We start from the raw sequence: 16,756 nt of genomic DNA on the forward strand, positions 1-16,756 counted from the left end.
ATTAATACAAGGAATCCTAGAAAAAAGAAATGAGTTTCTCGTGTCTAGGAAAACGTACATACTTGGAAAAAGAAGGGGCATACTAATGGCTATAGAGGAAACTGTAAGGAGGAGTGGAGATATGGCTCAAGGACCTAGAAAAAAAGCACGCCGTATATCTATATCCAACAAACGCCAAATCACCGTCCCAAAAGAATATTATGATTATCTCGAAATGAAATCCGAAGCAAATATTGAACTCGAAGGGAACAAAATCGTGATTACCCCGGTCCGGGAGACCAATGACGATTTCTCGGAGTTTATTCTGAAAGACCTGATTGACGAAGGATATGGAGGGAACGAACTGCTCCAGGAATTCAACCGTCGGAAAAATAGCATACGCCCTGCGGTCGAAGCTTGGCTCAAGGATGCTCATGAAAACGCTGAGGACGTAGAATCTGTGTCAGACCTGTTCGACGAGGACGAATAGCCATGGAAAAAACGAAACTGAGAGTCCAGAACCCGGCCAAAAAGTTCTTCAAGAAAATCAAAGACAAACAGCTCAAAGGTAAGTACGAAGATGCGATCGAGACCATACGCTTAGACCCCTATCAGGCAGGCGAACCGAAAACAGGAGACCTCGCATGGGTCTATGGGTATGATATCCGACATAACAAAACAGGGTACGAGTTGGCGTACACCATTGAAGAAGATGACATAGGAAGCACTGTCATCATTCTCCATGCAGGTACGCGGGAACAGTTTTACAAGGAACTAAAACGGTACCTTTAGTAATTGCTATACATAGTAAAATAGAGCGGAAGGCGGTTCAATCGCCTTCCACTTTATTTTATTCAGATAAAGAAAATGTAAATCAAGAAGGAGGCGAGGGAGAGAAAAAACGTTTTTATTCTGCCCTTGACCTACAATTGGGATGGCAGAGAAGATATTGGCGCAAATAAACAGTAATGATAAAGCCATTATATGGGTTTCAAACCTTCATTCGAATTACGATGTTACTTCCATAGAGTATACCAATGAGGTATATGTTGAGGATAAAATGAATGCGCGTGTTGAATCACTTGGTGCGTTGCTTCGAGAGAGTGAACATAGTGTTTATAATGCTGGCCTATTTCATAATGAAGCCGAGGATTATGAACTCCTTCCTGAGGATTATGCAACACCGAGAAGAGACAAAGATAAAACTTTGGAAGGATATATTGGGAATCAGGTTCAAAAAGATATCTTTATAGATTTTGCTACGAGTGATTTTATCGAAGAAAATCAGTATACAGTTCATTGGGAGGGATATTACGGCTATAGAATGGTACCTCAAGAACAATTTGATGGGCTAATCTACATTGATCACATTAAAGAATGACACCAGTACAATACTGAGTTCATCTACTTGCTGCATAACGCTTTTTAAACTGTCTAGATTGTGGGTTCCAGTTCATAACTTTAGTCAATAACTTTTAAGTTCATTATCAGCATAGTCTGGGTAGACCCCTGAAATTATACTGATTTGATTTTATTGGGTTCTAAGTACGTACTTAGGATTTTTGATGTATGAATTTGAAAGAAGGATGCAGCGTCTCGAAGTAGAGATGCTGCACCCTTCTTTCATTATTATCATATCAGCTTTAGAACGGCCCCCACCCTGTCAAATGAGCGATAACCAAAGCTACTGCCCCGATGCCATATACTAAAAGGAGGAATGGCCAGATGAATTTAAGCCAGTCCGTGTATTGAACCTTGGCAATGACAAGCGCTGCCATGAAATAGCCTGAAGTCGGATAGAATATGTTTGAGAAACCATCACCGAGCTGGAAAGCCAGCACCGCATTCTGTCTTGTCATTTCTGTGATGTCCACTACACCGATCATGATTGGCATGGTTGCTGCTGCTTGTCCACTGCCTGAAGGGATCAGGAAATTGAGCAAGCCCTGGGCAATCATCATCACAACAGGTACCAGGTTCTCAGGAATTGCAGTGATCATAACACTGATTCCATATACGACTGTATCAAGGATCTGTCCATCTTCCAAGACAATCGAAATCGCCCTGGCGACGCCGACAATCAGTGAACCCAGCAGAATGTTCTTTATACCGTCGTTAACGGAGTCTGCAATCCTGGACGGGCCCATTCCGGCAATCAAACCACTGATAATTCCTGCGAACAGGTAGAAGCCGGCGAGCTCTGTGAAATACCAGCCGTGGACCAACACACCGTAGAACATGCCGCCAAATGATAATATGAAAATTGCTGTGGCAATTTTCGTACGTATACTGGTTGCTTCTTCCAGATTATCGTCTTCATCTGTAATGAATTCTGACGCCGGCACTTGATTGGACTGTAAAGTTTTTGCCGGGTTATTCTTCACTTTATTCGCGTAACGCAGCACGAACAAAATACCGACAATCAGCATTACAGTCAGAAGAATCGCTCTGTATCCCATACCGGAATATAAAGGAAGTTCAGCGATCGCCTGTGCTGTCCCCAGATTTGCAGGTGCTGTCAGGGCTATCGCGAAACCGGTAACGGTCGCAATCAGAGTCGTTGCAGCAGCAGTTATCCTGTCAAAACCGAGTTTTAGAAATAGTGGCAGCAACGCTGGTAAGAATATCAATGAAGATTCGATATTTCCTGTCACTGCAACAAAAATAGCCAATGGAATCATCACTGTCGGGATGATCAGCAGTCCTTTATTTGAAAATGTTCTGGATAAATAGTTGATGATCAGCCTGATGATACCGGCATCCTCTACAATTTTAAAGAGTGCCCCAATCGCCATGATGCCGAAGATAATCTCGATTGTGGCAATGACACCCCGGGGAACGGCCGTCATATATTCCATGAGACCGACAGGTGTCTGTTCAACATTGCCATATGTATCCGGTATGATCATGTCCACACCGTCAACCGTTTCACGTTCATAGCTCCCGGCCGGAACAATATATGTAGCAATTACACCGATTGTTATCAGGGTGAATAGAATAACGTAAATATGCGGCATGGTAAATCCTTTTTTCCTGTTTGGTTTATCTTCTGCCATTTAAACACTCACCTTTTCTTCCATATATATTTGGTGGAGATATTATGAAATGGACCTCTCAATATAATTTTCATAATAGTCCGTATTTATATAATAAAATACTATAGCCATCATCTAATGTAAATAAGAATACGGCGAACGAAGGTAAGTATTTAAAAAAAGACATTCCGATAAACATCGCAATGTCTTTAGCATGCCTGCCTTTTGCACTTCATTCGGCTTTTATTTGATGGGATTCCTTTGCCACAGCGTAATGCTGGCGATGCACATCCATATCCAGACAGAAGCGTATAGTATCCGCTGCATTAAACCGGCCGGCAAGCCGATAACGAGGGCAGCGAGGGCGATGACTGAAATGATCATGAAAATATACGTCAGCCGGGACAGTTTTGGCATGCGTTCCCTGATTGCCCGGGCGGTGATCCACATTGCAGGTATCTGGAGGAACATGCTCGGAATCGCTGGTATGGTATGCAGCCAAAAATTCACATCATACGGATAGAGACCGGACATCGCATAGCCAAGTCCATATATGACCCATAACCATGCGGCTACTCTGGTTTTCTTGCCATTTGACCAGTATTGATGGAGGATGATTGCGCCCGCAGCGATAAAAACCCCCTGTATTATGAATGTACTGTTCATTAACGCGCTGGACGGTGAACATATCTCTGGATTACCAATCAAATATGTATCACTGACGCATGGCAGTATTCCCAGATCGCTCATTGCCTGGGTCATAAAATCATAAGGGACCGGGGATATGGCAATCGCTACCACTTCAATCGGGAAATAGAGCACACTTACAATCCATGTTAAAAAACCGAATAGCTTAGCGCTTGGCCACTGGTGCCGCTTTCCTCCAAAAAAAACCAGCGCCAGCATCGCCAAAAACGCGATGATATAGTATGCAGCCATAGTCCATCCCCTCCTCACTATAAAAATTTCCCTCCAAGCTTATTATACCTGAAGGGAATTCTTTCTATCCAGTACCCAGTTACACATTAAACAATCCATTAAATGATTCGGACATCACAGGGTGATTGTACATCATATCCCGCAGTGCCGTATAGGGCAAATCATGATCCATTGCAAGTTTCACGAGGTTGATCAGCTCTTCGGCATTTGCACCGAAAAGGGCTGCTCCGAGTATTTTCCCTGATGCCTTATCCACCACCGATTTGGATAAACCTCTCAAATCATTATTCACATGCGCTCGTGGATGCCCGGATAGATCCACTTTGCCTTCGGCGACATCATATCCTTCTTCCTTGGCTTCATCGGCAGTCAGACCGATCCTCGAATACGGCGGATCAACGAACATCGTATAATGCGTGTGGGCTCTCGATTCCATATTGTAGGCACCGTCATCTGCCAGACGGCTCTTCACCACCCTATAATCATCGAGGGAGGTGTACGTAAACTGCATACCGCCTTTAACGTCACCCATCGCCCAGATATGATCCACATTGGTCTTGAGGTGTTTATCGACACGCACAGATTTGTCTTCAGACAATTCAATGGAAGTGTTCTCAAGCCCAAGGCCGTATGTCATCGGCTTCCTGCCCGTGGCCATCAGGACTGCGTTTGAAGTGATCGTGTCTTTATTTGACAGAGTGACTTTGATTTCGGAGTCACTGACGTCTTCAAGCGCTTCAGCTTTTTCACCGAAGACGAACTTCACGCCTGCGTTTTCCATCTCCTGCTGGATCGCTTCAGCCATTTCCGTATCCTCAGACAACAGTAAGCCGTTCTCTGGGACGATGACGGTCACCTCCGAACCAAATGCATTGTACATCGTTGCAAACTCAAGTCCGATATAACCGCCGCCGACCACCGTCAGCTTATGCGGCAGTACAGTTTCTTCTATTAAGGAAGTACTCGTAAATACTTTATCAGAATCCACCCCTTCAATCGGGGGCAGTGCAGTCACCGCTCCCGTATTGATAAAGATGTCATCAGCGGTCAATTGCTGTACGGCTCCATTCTGTGATTCAATTTCTATCTCTTTATCATTCAGAAAGCGGGCTTCAGCGTCAAATACCGTGATATTATCATTATCCGCCAGATTATGGTAGTTTTTATCCCTGAGTTTCGGTATGGTATTATTCTTCCGTTCAACCGCCTGGGAATATTCCACGCCTGCGAGACTATCATGACTCAGCAGTTTAGTCGGAATACAGGCGATGTTGATACACGTGCCGCCATACATCATCGGATCCTTTTCAATCATTGCGACCTTGCTGCCGCCTTCGGCAAGATCACCTGCCAGCGTCTTGCCAGCTTTCCCAAAACCAATGATCAGAGCGTCAAAATGTGCCAAAGCAATACATCTCCTTCAAAAGTTAATATTCATACATGCATTCAGCCTCTACCCCAAAAGCTGAGATTTTAATCCGGCGCACTGCCGCCCTTATCTCACGACACCGATCAGAAAACCATCATAACCTTTGCCGCTCACTGTCTGAAGGGCTGTCGCTTCAATGCGGGGGTCATTTGAAATGATGTCGATAAATTCCCGGATATACGGTACTTGAGCCTCTTCAGTCTCATCATCGACCACTCTGCCGTTTCTCACCACATTATCTGCAACAATAACTGTCCCAGTCTTGGAGAATTCAAGCACCCATCTGATATATGCCGGGTAGTTCTCCTTATCCGCATCGATGAACACGAAGTCAAAATGACGATACCCTTTTTCCATCAATGAAGGGAGTGTATCGAGCGCACTGCCTCTGTAAACTTTCACTTTGTCGGCTAATCCGGCATTAAAGATATTTTCTTCTGCGACGTCTGCATGCGCCGCATTGAATTCAAGCGTGGCCATCTGACCGTCTTCCGACAGTGCCCGGCCCAGCCAGACCGAGCTGAAGCCGCCGTGTGTACCAATTTCCAGTATTGTTTTCGCATTTTTCATCTTCGCCATCAGATACAGCATCTTGCCGTGGGCGCCGGCCACTTCAATCGCCGGCAAACCGTTTGCCTCATTTTTTTCCAATATAGATTCAGTGATTTCATCCGATACATGAAGCTTATCATCAAAGTATTCATCCACATCTTCCCATGTGTCTTTCATGTGAATCCCTCCGTGGTTGAAGAATTCCCGTATCATTTATTCCTCAAACCGATAATTTGATCATGTCCCCGCTGATACCATACACATTCAATCGTCAGATATCCGGGAGAATAATGTGCATGGATCTCCCCGCCCATCTTCTCCATCAAACTTTTGGCGATGGACAAACCAAGCCCTGTACTTTTGTCCGCCCGGGATTGATCTGCAATGTAAAACCGGTCGAAAAACCGCTCCGGATCAACTGCATCCTTCAGTTCGGTACTGTTTTTGACATAAAGCTTCACAGCATCAACAGTCTCTTCTGTTCCAATTTTCACATCACCGTCACTGTATTTGACTGCATTCATGATCAGATTTTCCAGTACTCTCGTCACCGCGGATCTATCAGCTGTGACAGTCAATTCCCTATCAGGCAGTTCGACCACCGGCTCGAGCCCTTCTGTCTTGAAACTCTTATAGAAACCGAGCAGCACCTCCCCGACTTGACCAGCGAGATCAAATGTCTCCGGGGATAACTGGTAGTCACCTGTGTCGATCTTACTGAGTTCAAAGAAATCGTTGACAAGGTGTTCAAGCCGTTTTGCCCGTTCTGACACGATTGCCAGATACTCGGCCCGCTCGTCTTCAGGCAGATCTGCCGCTTCCGCCATTTGTATGTATCCTTTGATGGAGGTCAGCGGGGTCCGGAGATCATGGGAAATGTTGGCCACCGCATCCTTCAATTCCTTATCCGAACGAATTTTGTCACGTTGTGCCTTCACGAAATGATCGATCAGTCTGTTCGTCTCAGAACCAAGCGCCTCGATATCCCGATCCAGCAGATTGACATCGATTTTTTTCTCAGTTTCAAAATGATTATATTGGCCGAGCTGGCGGTTCACATTTTTAATTTCTTTCTTGAAAATAAACAGACGGGCGCCGAGATATGCTGACACAATCGTCATAAAGATTAAAATGTATAGCATTCAGAGCACCCGCCTCAAAATTATTTAATTTCTTTTCTGTCAAATATGAACATACCGAGAACCAGCACCACCACAATCGTTATGCCGCCAACCGTCAGTGCTTCAATGATCCCGCCTGCGGTCATTGAAACATCAAACACCAGGTTGAACTGCTGGAAAATGGAATAATCGTAAATGGTATTCAATATTCCACCCATATTGAACCGCTCTGCGGCAAACATCACGAGCGTCAGCAATATGGATAATATAATTGTTTTCCCACTGTCTTCGCTCATGATCGCCAGCAGCAGAATTATCGCACAAAAAGCAGCAAATTGCATCGTGAACAGCAGAAATGCCCGTACAAGAAACATGATATTCTCACCTGTAAATATGTCCGCATTCCCCATCAGTATATTCAGCAGCACCCCTGTCAATAAGGGACACAACACGGCAATGGCCACACTGCCGCCGGTATACACAATGAACTTGGACAGGTAGACGGCTGCCCGTTGCCGGCCGCTGAGGATCTGATTCTTGATGACCCCGTCCGTGCCGAATTCGGTAGATATATAGAATGCCGCCAGTGACCCGGTCATAAGGTTGAAATAGATTGGGATGACGAACATGGATAAAGCATTCAAATCACTTAATGCCGCAGCATCGAATGGTGTATTGGAGATCAGCCACCAATCTGTGATGATGAGATAATGCATCAGGGCACTCAGACCAAGGGAGACAAATAATATTACCCAGAACGATTTATTCTTTTTTAGTTTAAACATTTCAGCACTGATCAAATTAAGCATTCCGCCCATCCCCCACAAGTTTTGAGAAATAGCTTTCCAGGCTGTCTCCGTTCCGTGACAGATGTTCTATGATCAGTCCATTGCCTGTCAGTACCTTCGACACTTCACGGACGTCCTCCAAATGCCCGTAAAGGTTGATGATGCCGTCCGGCATCACGTCGAAATTTGTTGTAGAAAGCTGCGCTTCGATTACCGCCGCTGCTGAATCTGCATCATCCACTTTGATCTTCAGATGCTGGCTGCATTTCTCATCCAGTTCCCGAAGCGTCAATTCTTCGATCAATCTCCCTTCATGGATGATGCCGTAAGTAGTGGCAAGCTGATAAAGTTCTCCCAGAATATGACTGGAAATCAAAACCGTCAATCCTTTGTCGCGATTCAACTTTTTGATCAATTCCCGCAGCTCAACGATGCCGATCGGGTCGAGCCCGTTCGTGGGCTCATCCAGGATCAGAAATTCAGGGTCACTCAGCAGTGCAATCGCCAGACCCAGCCGCTGTTTCATCCCGAGTGAAAAGTTCTTCACCTTTTTACGTCCGGTATCCGTCAGCTCAACGAGCTTCAAAGTTTCCTCGATACATGAGACGCCGGGGACTCCCTTCTGTCTCCTGTGAACTTCGAGATTTTCATGTGCGGTCATGTTCATAAACAGTGCCGGACTTTCAATGATGGCCCCCATCCGTTTCTGTGCTTCATTCAAGCTTTTATCCGCATCTTTCCCAAACAGTTCCATTGTTCCATCCGTTGGAAACCCGAGTCCTGTCACAAGACGCAGCATCGTCGATTTACCTGCACCGTTCTGTCCGATAAAACCATAGATATCCCCTTTTCGGATTGTCAGCTCTACCTGATCGACAGCATGATGATTTTTATACGTCTTAGTGAGCTGTTTCGTCCTTAATATAAAGTCACTCATTTTTCATCCTCCTTAACAGCGATACACTGAGTATAAATGTTTAGTATTAAGAAGGTCATAAGTGAATCCTTAAGAAACCATTAAGTTTTCATACTGTAACCCATGCCCCAGACCGTTTCAATATATGTCTCATCCGGATTTGCTTCCGCAAGCTTCGTCCTGAGATGACTCACATGTACATTGACTGTGTTCACATCCCCGTGAAACGGTTCTTTCCAGACACTTTCAAATATATTGGCTTTGGAGAAAACTTTATCCGGCGAGCGGACCAACAGGTCGATGATCCTGTATTCTCTGGCTGTGAGCGGGAGGGCCTGACCTCCAACCGTCACTTTCATAGCCTCCGGGTCCACTATTATATCTTTAAAAGCCAGCTTTTCAGCCGGATCCTTTATCCCGCTTCTCTCGTATCGCCTCAGCACTGACTCAATCCTGGCGGAGACTTCTTCAATGTCAAACGGTTTAGTGATAAAATCATCCGCGCCCAGACGGAGCATCTCTACTTTCGTTTTCTGTGCATCCTTGGCGGAAATGATGATCACTGGCGTCTGTATCCCGCCAGCAGCCTCCAAAAGAATATTTTCCCCGGATTTTCCCGGCAGCATCAAATCAAGCAGTATCAAATCCCATTTCTCTTTTTCAAGGTAGAGCGTCGCTTCCGTCCCGGAATAGACAGAACGGGGTGTAAATCCATGCTTCTTAATGATTTTACTCAGCAGCTGATTGATGTCGTTATCATCTTCAGCGATCAGAATCTTTTTAGCCATATGCATTACCTCACCAGAATTTTAAACCCAGAATACATGAACAAAAAGCAGCAATGCAACGATTTGTATAAACCGTGCGGGACTGGGCCCCACAGATTATTTATATAGGAATAATCCGAAACTTATCATGCCTATATAATCAACATATCATTGTCATCAAACGTCCATTCTTCGCCGTAAGCCACTTCCCAGATATAGTCATCAAGATCACTGAAGCATCCGCCATAACCCCCCATTCTGTTGGAGCCGTTTGACGCATCACTTTACCGCCACACACCGGGACTTCATAATGTAATTATACACAATTTAACATATTTGTGTCGATCTCTATATTTTATTTATTATCGCGGCTAAAAATAATTAAAGTGTATCTAAACGGGTATTTTTATTGAAGGAGGGATTTTTATATGAAGCATTTAACACGTGTTTTTACATCGGCATTATTGGGCATTACGGTTATGCTCGGTGTGACCGTCGCACTCGATCAGGGAAGCGGCAATGAAGCAAAAGCAAATGAGACAGGCACATATACAGAACCCTGGTACGACTATCAGGGAAATACGGGACATGACGGCAGTTTCATATTAAATGAAGATTTCATCAATGCCGTTGAAAACCAGAATTTCACTATCAACGGTTATGAAATCGATGGCAGCCAGGACACATTTGAGGCACATAGCGAGAACTATACACCACTCAGGACTGGAGACCAGCACATCCTCAAGTATGATGACGGGGAAGCACTCGGCGTCAGCTTCCCTGTAGAATCAGGTGAAGTTTCACAAGCCCAATTATTCAACGCCTATGGCGAGCCGGAAAATACTGAATCAGATCCATTGAATGACATCGCCTTCTACACTTACAGCATCGGCGATCAGAACATCCAGTTCATGACCAGGGACGGATTCGTCACAGAAGTCCGGTATGGCGGAAACTTGATGAATCAATCGTAATAGTATTAAAATACCGCCCATCATCAGGGCGGTATTTTTCATTGTAAATAGATTTAGTATTTAACAGTCATCGAACGCATCCCTGGATGACCGTTAGACTTTTAATAGACATCGAACGCATTTTTGAATGACTGTTAAGTCTACATTTGAAGTGCTGTTTCGCATTCGCTGGCATCCATTAGTATTAAAAATGAACCATTCAGCCAAAAAGCAGTGCATACAAGCCAGGGAAGACGACCGGATTTAAAAAGAGTATGCCGACCAGAAAAAATGCGATGGCACTGACTGCCGGTGCGAGGGTTTTATACCGCTTGTATCCCGGCGCCTTGCTGTATCTGAAAAAAGTCATGCATGAGAGGACAAAGTATGCTGCCATATCGAGCACTATCAAAATGACTCCGCCCAGGATGATCAGATTTGCTATAGTCGTCGGCAGTATGACAGCGAATCCTAACACACTCACACATATCACCAATAATATGGATAGACACCAGATGTTGATGACACCATGATCATGCATGGCCTTTCTATGACTTGGCGGATATCCATTAAGTATCTTTACGGGGAGATACAGGCTGTAAAAACCTGCAGCAAAAAAGAGCAGGATCCAGATGAAAAAAGACAGACCGATCACAAACACAGACGCACTGAATGACACTTGTTCAGGAACGATATACCTGATTATAATTTCAGAAACTCCCGTTGTATAAAGAGATAACACCATCATCAGAATAATCGGCATCATCAATGAGCCTGTGAGCGGCACTGCATTTTCATCTTTTATCGTCTGAACCGGACGCAGAAAAACACCTACAATATATACCAAAGGATTCAAATAACCGCTCCAATCTCCGTTCTCAGAAAATTTTTTTGTTTATTTACCGTTTCCATCTATACACTATTCCCCTTATGCTGAAAAGCAACACATCATTCAAATAAAAATGAGCGGTCTCCCGCTCATTTCAGCCTCTTCATATAAAAGTATTCTTTAAACCCTGCCCGGATTTCAAACGCCCCGATCACTTCGTATCCAAGCGTTTCATAAAAACCGACGCCTTCCCATGAAAAGCTGTCCAGACGGATGATTTCGGCACCGATTTCAATCGCTTGACGCTCCACTTCCTTCATTAAAGCAGTCCCGGCACCCCGGCCGCGATATTCATCTTTGACATACAGTGTGGAAACGTACAGGAGGGTATCCACTGTCATTTCAGCATCCACCCCGCCGATGAATTGATTATCTCCATCATACAGGCCGATCTGCACGCTCCCGTCCGGACCGTCCGGCATATATTTCTCATTATACCGTTCAAGGCCCCGTTCAATGACTCTCAAGTCCTCTTTTGATAAATCGCGAATTTCCATACATCCAGCCCCCGTCAGGTTATATCAATGATATTAACATACCGCCGGCAGCACCGGACACCACAACCACCCACGGCGGCAATTTCCAGTACGCCAGCATGGCAAAGAGCACAGCCGCCAGGGCAAAGTCCGCCGGTCTCAGTATCGAGCTCGTCCAGATCGGCGTATAGAAAGCCGATATCAAGATACCCACAACCGCAGCGTTGACACCCATGATTGCGCCTTTGATATTCGGGTTACTTCTCAGTCTGTCCCAGAACGGCAGCGCACCGAATATGAGCAGGAACGCAGGTAAAAATATCGCAAATGTGGCGAACAGCCCGCCGAACCATCCGTTCATCACCGTCCCCAGATATGCAGCAAAGGTGAATAAAGGACCGGGCACCGCCTGTGCTGCACCGTAGCCCGAAAGGAATTCTTCTTCACTCACCCAGCCGGACGGTACAACTTCTTGTTCAAGCAGCGGCAGAACGACGTGTCCGCCGCCGAACACCAGGGAGCCTGCGCGGTAGAAACTGTCCATGACAGACACCCAATAAGAACCTGTGACTTCTCTTAACACTGGCAAAGAGAACAGCAATATGAAAAAAAGTATCAGACATATGGCACTAAATGTCCTGGATATTGGAAACTTGGATATTTCACCTCCGCTATCCTCATAATTTTTGTATAACAAAAAGCCGATCAGTGCAGCGATGAGGATGACACCGACCTGTGTGAATGCTGTCTGCCACAAGAGCGTACCGATCAGCGCAAACAGAACGATGGCCTTGCGCCGCAAGTCCGGGGCCAGCTTTGATGCCATACCAATGATCGCATTCGCCACAACAGCCACGGCGACGATCTTCAGCCCCTGCAGCCATCCGGCGTCAGCAGCATCGTATTCAGCCAGCAGTAATGCAAATGCAACCAGCACAATCACCGACGGCAGCGTAAAGCCAATGAACGAAGTGATGCCGCCCAGCACCCCGCCGCGCATCACACCGATACCGATGCCGACTTGTGAACTCGCCGGGCCGGGCAGGAATTGAGCCAGAGCGACCAGATCCGCATACCCTTTCTCATCCATCCATTGTCTTCTGCGTACATATTCTTCATGAAAATATCCCAAATGAGCCGTCGGCCCGCCGAAAGACGTCAAGCCCAGACGGGTGGAAACAATTAAAATTTCGAATAACGTTTTTAAAGTATGCATTATATCCTCCCGGTGATCAGTCTTTTATTTCCCTGAACAGCTCGTACGCTTTTGCACGTGCTTCTGCCAGAATGTCTTTTCCTTTGTCAGTTACTGTGTAGTACTTCCTGATATGGCCTTCGACATTCCTGTCCTCACGAGTCAGGAGACCATCGGCTTCCATTGAATGCAGAATCGGGTAAAGCGTGCCTGCGCTGATACTGTATCCATGGCTTTTTAACTCCTCTGCCATCCACGTGCCGTAGATCGGATGTTCGCTGGCATGATGGAGAATATGAATGTGTATGAATCCTAAGAATAATTTTCTTAACACTTTATCTTCCAATTAAGCTCCTCCCAAAATCGATATCGAATTTCAATATTGGATTTCGATATCAATAATATAACATACAAAATTTTAAAGAATATAATATTTACAGAATCTTAACAAACGGTTAAATTCAAAACGCAAAAAAATGCAAAACCCTCATTAACAAGGGTTTTGCATCTTTTTGCGTTCATCCAAATTGTTTCATCACACCGCTTGCAACCGCAAGATCGAAGTACCCGGCACCGACACATTTATATAATGTGATTTCCTTATCATCAATTCTCAAGTCTCCGCCATCGAAAATGTCGGCCAGCGATCCGCGGATGTCGTCCCAGCTGATCACGGCATTTTTTACCGCATGGATCAACTCCCCTGCTTCTTCCCTGACGGCATCCACGTCATCAACGTAAATTTGACCGGCACGCCGGATGGTTTCCACATCCATTTCTCTCATGGATGATTTGAATGAGCCGACGCCGTTGACGTGCGTGCCCGGTTTTAAATCAGCACCTTCAAACACAGGATGCATGGATTGTGTGGCACAATTAATGATATCACTGTCATCGGCCAGCATAGACACATCGTCCACAACTTTTATGTCAGCCTGAACGCTGGACGCGCTCAGTCGTTTTTTGAATCTACGCGCCTTTTCTAAAGTCCTGTTGAATAAAACAATCTTTTTAACGTTTCTCACTTCCAAAACGCCCAGAACCTGTTCGAACGCCATATTGCCTGTACCGATAACACCGAGCACGCTGGCATCATGACGGGCCAGTTTATCTGTCGCTATAGCTGTCATTGCACCGGTCCGCAGACGAGTTAAATACGAAGCGTCCATCGTCGCCTGATGCCTGCCGTCTGTCAGATCCGTGAGTAATATATTCCCCTGTGTGGTCGGCAGCGCATCATTGTCCGGGAAGATGGATACAGTCTTAATGATGGACGTTTTGGCCGCTTTACTGATGCACGGCATATAGAGCATGGATGAAGCACCACCTGCCGGCAGCACAGTTCTTACGGACTGAACAATCTGATCATCCCTCAAATCCTGCAGAATGCTTTTTACATCCTCAATCGCATGCGCAACCGAATATTTTTCCTGTATCTGTTCATCTGTAAGCCTGATCATCTTTAACCCCTTCATTATGTAAAGTTATATCAATAGTATAATTTTCAGAATTGGACGTCAACAATACACCATATAAGAAAGAGCCATACAGAAATCACATTTGATTTCTGCACAGCCCTTAGTAAACACATTTCTACTGGTAGAGACGACTTTAAAGTGTTTTTCTGTCGCTGTCAATTATTTTTATAGCAGCTGCGCCAAACCCTGTAATTTATTGCTCCTGGTAATTGAAGATGATCTGGTAGTTCTGCTCACCTTTAGTGGCGGATACCTGCACTTCATCACCATCTTTGAGTGCAGGCAGTGAATCCAATTCGAATTTACCATCCTGACCGGCAGCAGTGCTAAACGATGTCTCCGGGTAAGTCACTTCAACTTCCGCTCCCGGCACGGTTTCCCCCGTCACTTTTGTGCCGTCGGAACCGGTCTCACTGACAACGTTCGCATCGATGTAAATGGCCTGCATCTCCGTAGCTACGGACTCTGTATCCACCACGCTGCTGATATCCTCTGCCTGAACCGTCCCGTACGCGGGCATAGCGGATACCGCTGCAAGCAGTGCGCCGATGATCGCAAAGATAAAACTTTTGCCGCCCACTTCGTCCCTAGTGTAATAGCTCACCAAAAATCACTCCTCTGAGAAAAATCCGTAAACTACAGAATGCATCCTCAGCATTTTTAAGTCAAATAATTATATGCTCACGCTATTTTCCTCATATATAAAAGACACTCCCTCGTGAAAGAGAAAGTGTCTGGTAACAATGGTCCAGTAAAATATCTGGGATTTTTTCATTGACTAAATCATACCTGTAATATATACTATTAGAATTCCGACTTAAAAACTCTGATAAAGGATGATTATAGATGAGTACGCAGGTTCAACCGGTCAGTGAACAAAAAGATCCGGTCTATAGAGCTGAAGCATTAAAAGACCCGCAGAAATGGCTGATTGGCGGCGGTATCCTGGTCAGCCTCGTATTATTCGCTTATCTGGCAGCGACACAAAGTATTATTCAGCCTGTACTGATGGTAATTGGATTGCTGCTGGGCTACACATTATTCCATGCCAGATTTGGCTTCACTTCGGCCTTCAGAAGGTTCATGGCTGTCGGCAACGGAAAGTCGTTAAGGGCGCATATGCTGATGCTGGCGGTGGCGGCCACTTTATTCGCACCGATACTTGCCTTCGGAATTTCGTTCTTTGGCGCTGAAGTCTCCGGTTATGTCTCCCCTGTCGGGGTCAGCCTGATCGTCGGCGCCTTCTTGTTCGGCATTGGCATGCAGCTCGGCGGCGGATGTGCTTCCGGCACACTGTATGCCATCGGCGGCGGACGTACCGTCATGTTCATTACGCTGCTTTTCTTCATCATCGGCGCGACGATTGGCGCTGCGCATCTGCCGTTCTGGACCGAAGATCTGCCGTCTGCCGAGCCGGTATCGCTCGCAACTTCCACAGGACTCGGCTACGGCGGTGCCTGGATTGTCTCCCTGATCATTTTCGGTCTGGTGGCACTGGCGACGATTATCATCGAAAAGAGGAAAAATGCGCCAAAAACAGCACCGCTCCCTTCCACCACAGGATGGAAAAGAATTTTCAGAGGTTCATGGCCGCTTTTTGCAGCTGCCATCGCACTTGCTGTATTAAACGCTTTAACACTCATGACACGCGGTCAGCCTTGGGGAATCACTTCAGCATTTGCGCTGTGGGGATCCAAAGTTGCAGACTTCCTTGGCTTCGATGTAGCCAGCTGGGGCTACTGGCAGGGAGAGGCAGCAACTGCGCTGCAATCCTCAATCTTTGCCGACTCCACAACCGTGTTGAACTTCGGCGTGATCTTAGGGGCTTTCCTCGCATCAGCTGCAGGCGGCCTGTTCAAATTCACTAAGATCAATAAAGGCAACTTCTTTGCCTCAGTCATCGGCGGTCTGCTCATGGGCTACGGGGCGCGCCTCGCCTTCGGCTGTAACATCGGTGCCTATTTCGGCGGTATCGCATCATTCAGCCTTCACGGCTACATCTGGGGAATCCTTGCTTTAGCCGGCACATTCCTGGCGTTGTACCTAAGACCACTGTTCGGGCTGTCCGTACCAAAATCCAATGATTCGGTATGTTAGCTTTATAAAAACGGCCGGTGACCCGCTGTTCGGGATCACCGGTCATTTTTATTGGCATGAAAAGAATTTGTGAATAAAATTCACGTGTTTTTTGTTCAACTGGCTAAGTTCATTATAAAATACGCCTCTGGCGTATATCCGA

Annotated in this window: 19 protein-coding genes; 5 read left to right on the forward strand and 14 right to left on the reverse strand. The window is 45.8% G+C overall.

Annotation, left to right across the window (positions count from 1 at the left end; genetic code table 11):
* The first annotated feature begins 121 nt into the window (after positions 1-121).
* The 3 genes from G343_RS0110595 to G343_RS0110605 all read left to right on the forward strand — a co-directional run bounded on the left by G343_RS0110595 (position 122) and on the right by G343_RS0110605 (position 1,360).
* Positions 122-469: an AbrB/MazE/SpoVT family DNA-binding domain-containing protein gene (locus G343_RS0110595; RefSeq protein WP_020008123.1), complete on the forward strand. Its 348-nt coding sequence runs from the start codon at positions 122-124 to the stop codon at positions 467-469.
* A gap of 2 nt (positions 470-471) precedes the next feature.
* Entirely contained in the window at positions 472-771 is a 300-nt protein-coding gene (locus tag G343_RS0110600) for a type II toxin-antitoxin system RelE/ParE family toxin (protein WP_020008124.1), read from the forward strand.
* A 157-nt stretch (positions 772-928) separates the two neighbouring features.
* On the forward strand, positions 929-1,360 hold the full coding sequence (locus G343_RS0110605) for a TraB/GumN family protein (RefSeq protein WP_020008125.1): 432 nt from the start codon (positions 929-931) through the stop codon (positions 1,358-1,360).
* A 262-nt stretch (positions 1,361-1,622) separates the two neighbouring features.
* On the opposite strand, the gene G343_RS0110610 is transcribed toward G343_RS0110605, so the two are convergent.
* The 8 genes from G343_RS0110610 to G343_RS0110645 all read right to left on the reverse strand — a co-directional run bounded on the left by G343_RS0110610 (position 1,623) and on the right by G343_RS0110645 (position 9,547).
* The gene (locus G343_RS0110610; protein ID WP_020008126.1) at positions 1,623-3,035 is read right to left on the reverse strand and encodes a YfcC family protein; all 1,413 of its coding nucleotides are present in this window, start codon (positions 3,033-3,035) and stop codon (positions 1,623-1,625) included.
* 222 nt (positions 3,036-3,257) lie between these two features.
* Complete coding sequence (locus G343_RS0110615; protein ID WP_020008127.1) at positions 3,258-3,953, reverse strand: DUF998 domain-containing protein; 696 nt, start codon at positions 3,951-3,953, stop codon at positions 3,258-3,260.
* Positions 3,954-4,032: 79 nt separating this feature from the next.
* Positions 4,033-5,358 (reverse strand): FAD-dependent oxidoreductase, encoded by a 1,326-nt coding sequence (locus tag G343_RS0110620; protein ID WP_020008128.1) that lies wholly within the window; start codon positions 5,356-5,358, stop codon positions 4,033-4,035.
* A gap of 90 nt (positions 5,359-5,448) precedes the next feature.
* On the reverse strand, positions 5,449-6,111 hold the full coding sequence (locus G343_RS0110625) for an O-methyltransferase (RefSeq protein ID WP_020008129.1): 663 nt from the start codon (positions 6,109-6,111) through the stop codon (positions 5,449-5,451).
* Between the two features lie 32 nt (positions 6,112-6,143).
* Positions 6,144-7,076, reverse strand: a complete 933-nt coding sequence (locus G343_RS0110630) for a sensor histidine kinase (protein ID WP_020008130.1) — start codon at positions 7,074-7,076, stop codon at positions 6,144-6,146.
* A 20-nt stretch (positions 7,077-7,096) separates the two neighbouring features.
* Positions 7,097-7,864 (reverse strand): ABC transporter permease, encoded by a 768-nt coding sequence (locus G343_RS0110635; RefSeq protein WP_020008131.1) that lies wholly within the window; start codon positions 7,862-7,864, stop codon positions 7,097-7,099.
* Complete coding sequence (locus tag G343_RS0110640; RefSeq protein WP_020008132.1) at positions 7,857-8,780, reverse strand: ABC transporter ATP-binding protein; 924 nt, start codon at positions 8,778-8,780, stop codon at positions 7,857-7,859. Before G343_RS0110640 ends, G343_RS0110635 begins: the two co-directional genes overlap by 8 nt.
* Positions 8,781-8,860: 80 nt before the next feature.
* On the reverse strand, positions 8,861-9,547 hold the full coding sequence (locus G343_RS0110645; protein WP_020008133.1) for a winged helix-turn-helix domain-containing protein: 687 nt from the start codon (positions 9,545-9,547) through the stop codon (positions 8,861-8,863).
* A gap of 407 nt (positions 9,548-9,954) precedes the next feature.
* Here G343_RS0110645 and isaB point away from each other — a divergent pair, with 407 nt between their 5' ends.
* Positions 9,955-10,500: an immunodominant staphylococcal antigen IsaB family protein gene (isaB, locus tag G343_RS0110655; RefSeq protein ID WP_020008135.1), complete on the forward strand. Its 546-nt coding sequence runs from the start codon at positions 9,955-9,957 to the stop codon at positions 10,498-10,500.
* Between the two features lie 199 nt (positions 10,501-10,699).
* Here isaB and G343_RS0110660 read toward each other — a convergent pair whose 3' ends face one another.
* The 6 genes from G343_RS0110660 to G343_RS0110685 all read right to left on the reverse strand — a co-directional run bounded on the left by G343_RS0110660 (position 10,700) and on the right by G343_RS0110685 (position 15,121).
* Positions 10,700-11,335 (reverse strand): hypothetical protein, encoded by a 636-nt coding sequence (locus G343_RS0110660; RefSeq protein ID WP_020008136.1) that lies wholly within the window; start codon positions 11,333-11,335, stop codon positions 10,700-10,702.
* Between the two features lie 122 nt (positions 11,336-11,457).
* Positions 11,458-11,865 carry a GNAT family N-acetyltransferase gene (locus G343_RS0110665; protein ID WP_020008137.1) on the reverse strand — a complete coding sequence of 136 codons (408 nt, stop codon included), beginning with the start codon at positions 11,863-11,865 and terminating at the stop codon, positions 11,458-11,460.
* A 19-nt stretch (positions 11,866-11,884) separates the two neighbouring features.
* Positions 11,885-13,060: a chromate transporter gene (locus G343_RS0110670; protein ID WP_020008138.1), complete on the reverse strand. Its 1,176-nt coding sequence runs from the start codon at positions 13,058-13,060 to the stop codon at positions 11,885-11,887.
* 16 nt (positions 13,061-13,076) lie between these two features.
* Positions 13,077-13,385 carry a PadR family transcriptional regulator gene (locus G343_RS0110675; RefSeq protein ID WP_020008139.1) on the reverse strand — a complete coding sequence of 103 codons (309 nt, stop codon included), beginning with the start codon at positions 13,383-13,385 and terminating at the stop codon, positions 13,077-13,079.
* A gap of 172 nt (positions 13,386-13,557) precedes the next feature.
* The gene (locus G343_RS0110680) at positions 13,558-14,499 is read right to left on the reverse strand and encodes an ornithine cyclodeaminase family protein (protein ID WP_020008140.1); all 942 of its coding nucleotides are present in this window, start codon (positions 14,497-14,499) and stop codon (positions 13,558-13,560) included.
* 211 nt (positions 14,500-14,710) lie between these two features.
* Positions 14,711-15,121, reverse strand: a complete 411-nt coding sequence (locus G343_RS0110685; protein WP_020008141.1) for an Ig-like domain-containing protein — start codon at positions 15,119-15,121, stop codon at positions 14,711-14,713.
* A gap of 242 nt (positions 15,122-15,363) precedes the next feature.
* Here G343_RS0110685 and G343_RS0110690 point away from each other — a divergent pair, with 242 nt between their 5' ends.
* Entirely contained in the window at positions 15,364-16,614 is a 1,251-nt protein-coding gene (locus G343_RS0110690) for a YeeE/YedE family protein (RefSeq protein ID WP_020008142.1), read from the forward strand.
* Positions 16,615-16,756 lie beyond the last annotated feature (142 nt).

The organism is Salinicoccus albus DSM 19776 (genome assembly GCF_000385175.1).
Taxonomy (GTDB): Bacteria; Bacillota; Bacilli; order Staphylococcales; family Salinicoccaceae; genus Salinicoccus; species Salinicoccus albus.

Excerpts from the sequence above, each read along its gene's own strand:
- G343_RS0110595 (WP_020008123.1), top strand. The coding sequence starts at position 122 with ATGGCTCAAGGACCTAGAAAAAAAGCACGCCGTATATCTATATCCAAC.
- G343_RS0110600 (WP_020008124.1), top strand. The coding sequence starts at position 472 with ATGGAAAAAACGAAACTGAGAGTCCAGAACCCGGCCAAAAAGTTCTTC.
- G343_RS0110610 (WP_020008126.1), bottom strand. The coding sequence starts at position 3,035 with ATGGCAGAAGATAAACCAAACAGGAAAAAAGGATTTACCATGCCGCAT.
- G343_RS0110615 (WP_020008127.1), bottom strand. The coding sequence starts at position 3,953 with ATGGCTGCATACTATATCATCGCGTTTTTGGCGATGCTGGCGCTGGTT.
- G343_RS0110625 (WP_020008129.1), bottom strand. The coding sequence starts at position 6,111 with ATGAAAGACACATGGGAAGATGTGGATGAATACTTTGATGATAAGCTT.
- G343_RS0110630 (WP_020008130.1), bottom strand. The coding sequence starts at position 7,076 with ATGCTATACATTTTAATCTTTATGACGATTGTGTCAGCATATCTCGGC.
- G343_RS0110635 (WP_020008131.1), bottom strand. The coding sequence starts at position 7,864 with ATGCTTAATTTGATCAGTGCTGAAATGTTTAAACTAAAAAAGAATAAA.
- G343_RS0110640 (WP_020008132.1), bottom strand. The coding sequence starts at position 8,780 with ATGAGTGACTTTATATTAAGGACGAAACAGCTCACTAAGACGTATAAA.
- G343_RS0110645 (WP_020008133.1), bottom strand. The coding sequence starts at position 9,547 with ATGGCTAAAAAGATTCTGATCGCTGAAGATGATAACGACATCAATCAG.
- isaB (WP_020008135.1), top strand. The coding sequence starts at position 9,955 with ATGAAGCATTTAACACGTGTTTTTACATCGGCATTATTGGGCATTACG.
- G343_RS0110665 (WP_020008137.1), bottom strand. The coding sequence starts at position 11,865 with ATGGAAATTCGCGATTTATCAAAAGAGGACTTGAGAGTCATTGAACGG.
- G343_RS0110670 (WP_020008138.1), bottom strand. The coding sequence starts at position 13,060 with ATGCATACTTTAAAAACGTTATTCGAAATTTTAATTGTTTCCACCCGT.
- G343_RS0110680 (WP_020008140.1), bottom strand. The coding sequence starts at position 14,499 with ATGATCAGGCTTACAGATGAACAGATACAGGAAAAATATTCGGTTGCG.
- G343_RS0110690 (WP_020008142.1), top strand. The coding sequence starts at position 15,364 with ATGAGTACGCAGGTTCAACCGGTCAGTGAACAAAAAGATCCGGTCTAT.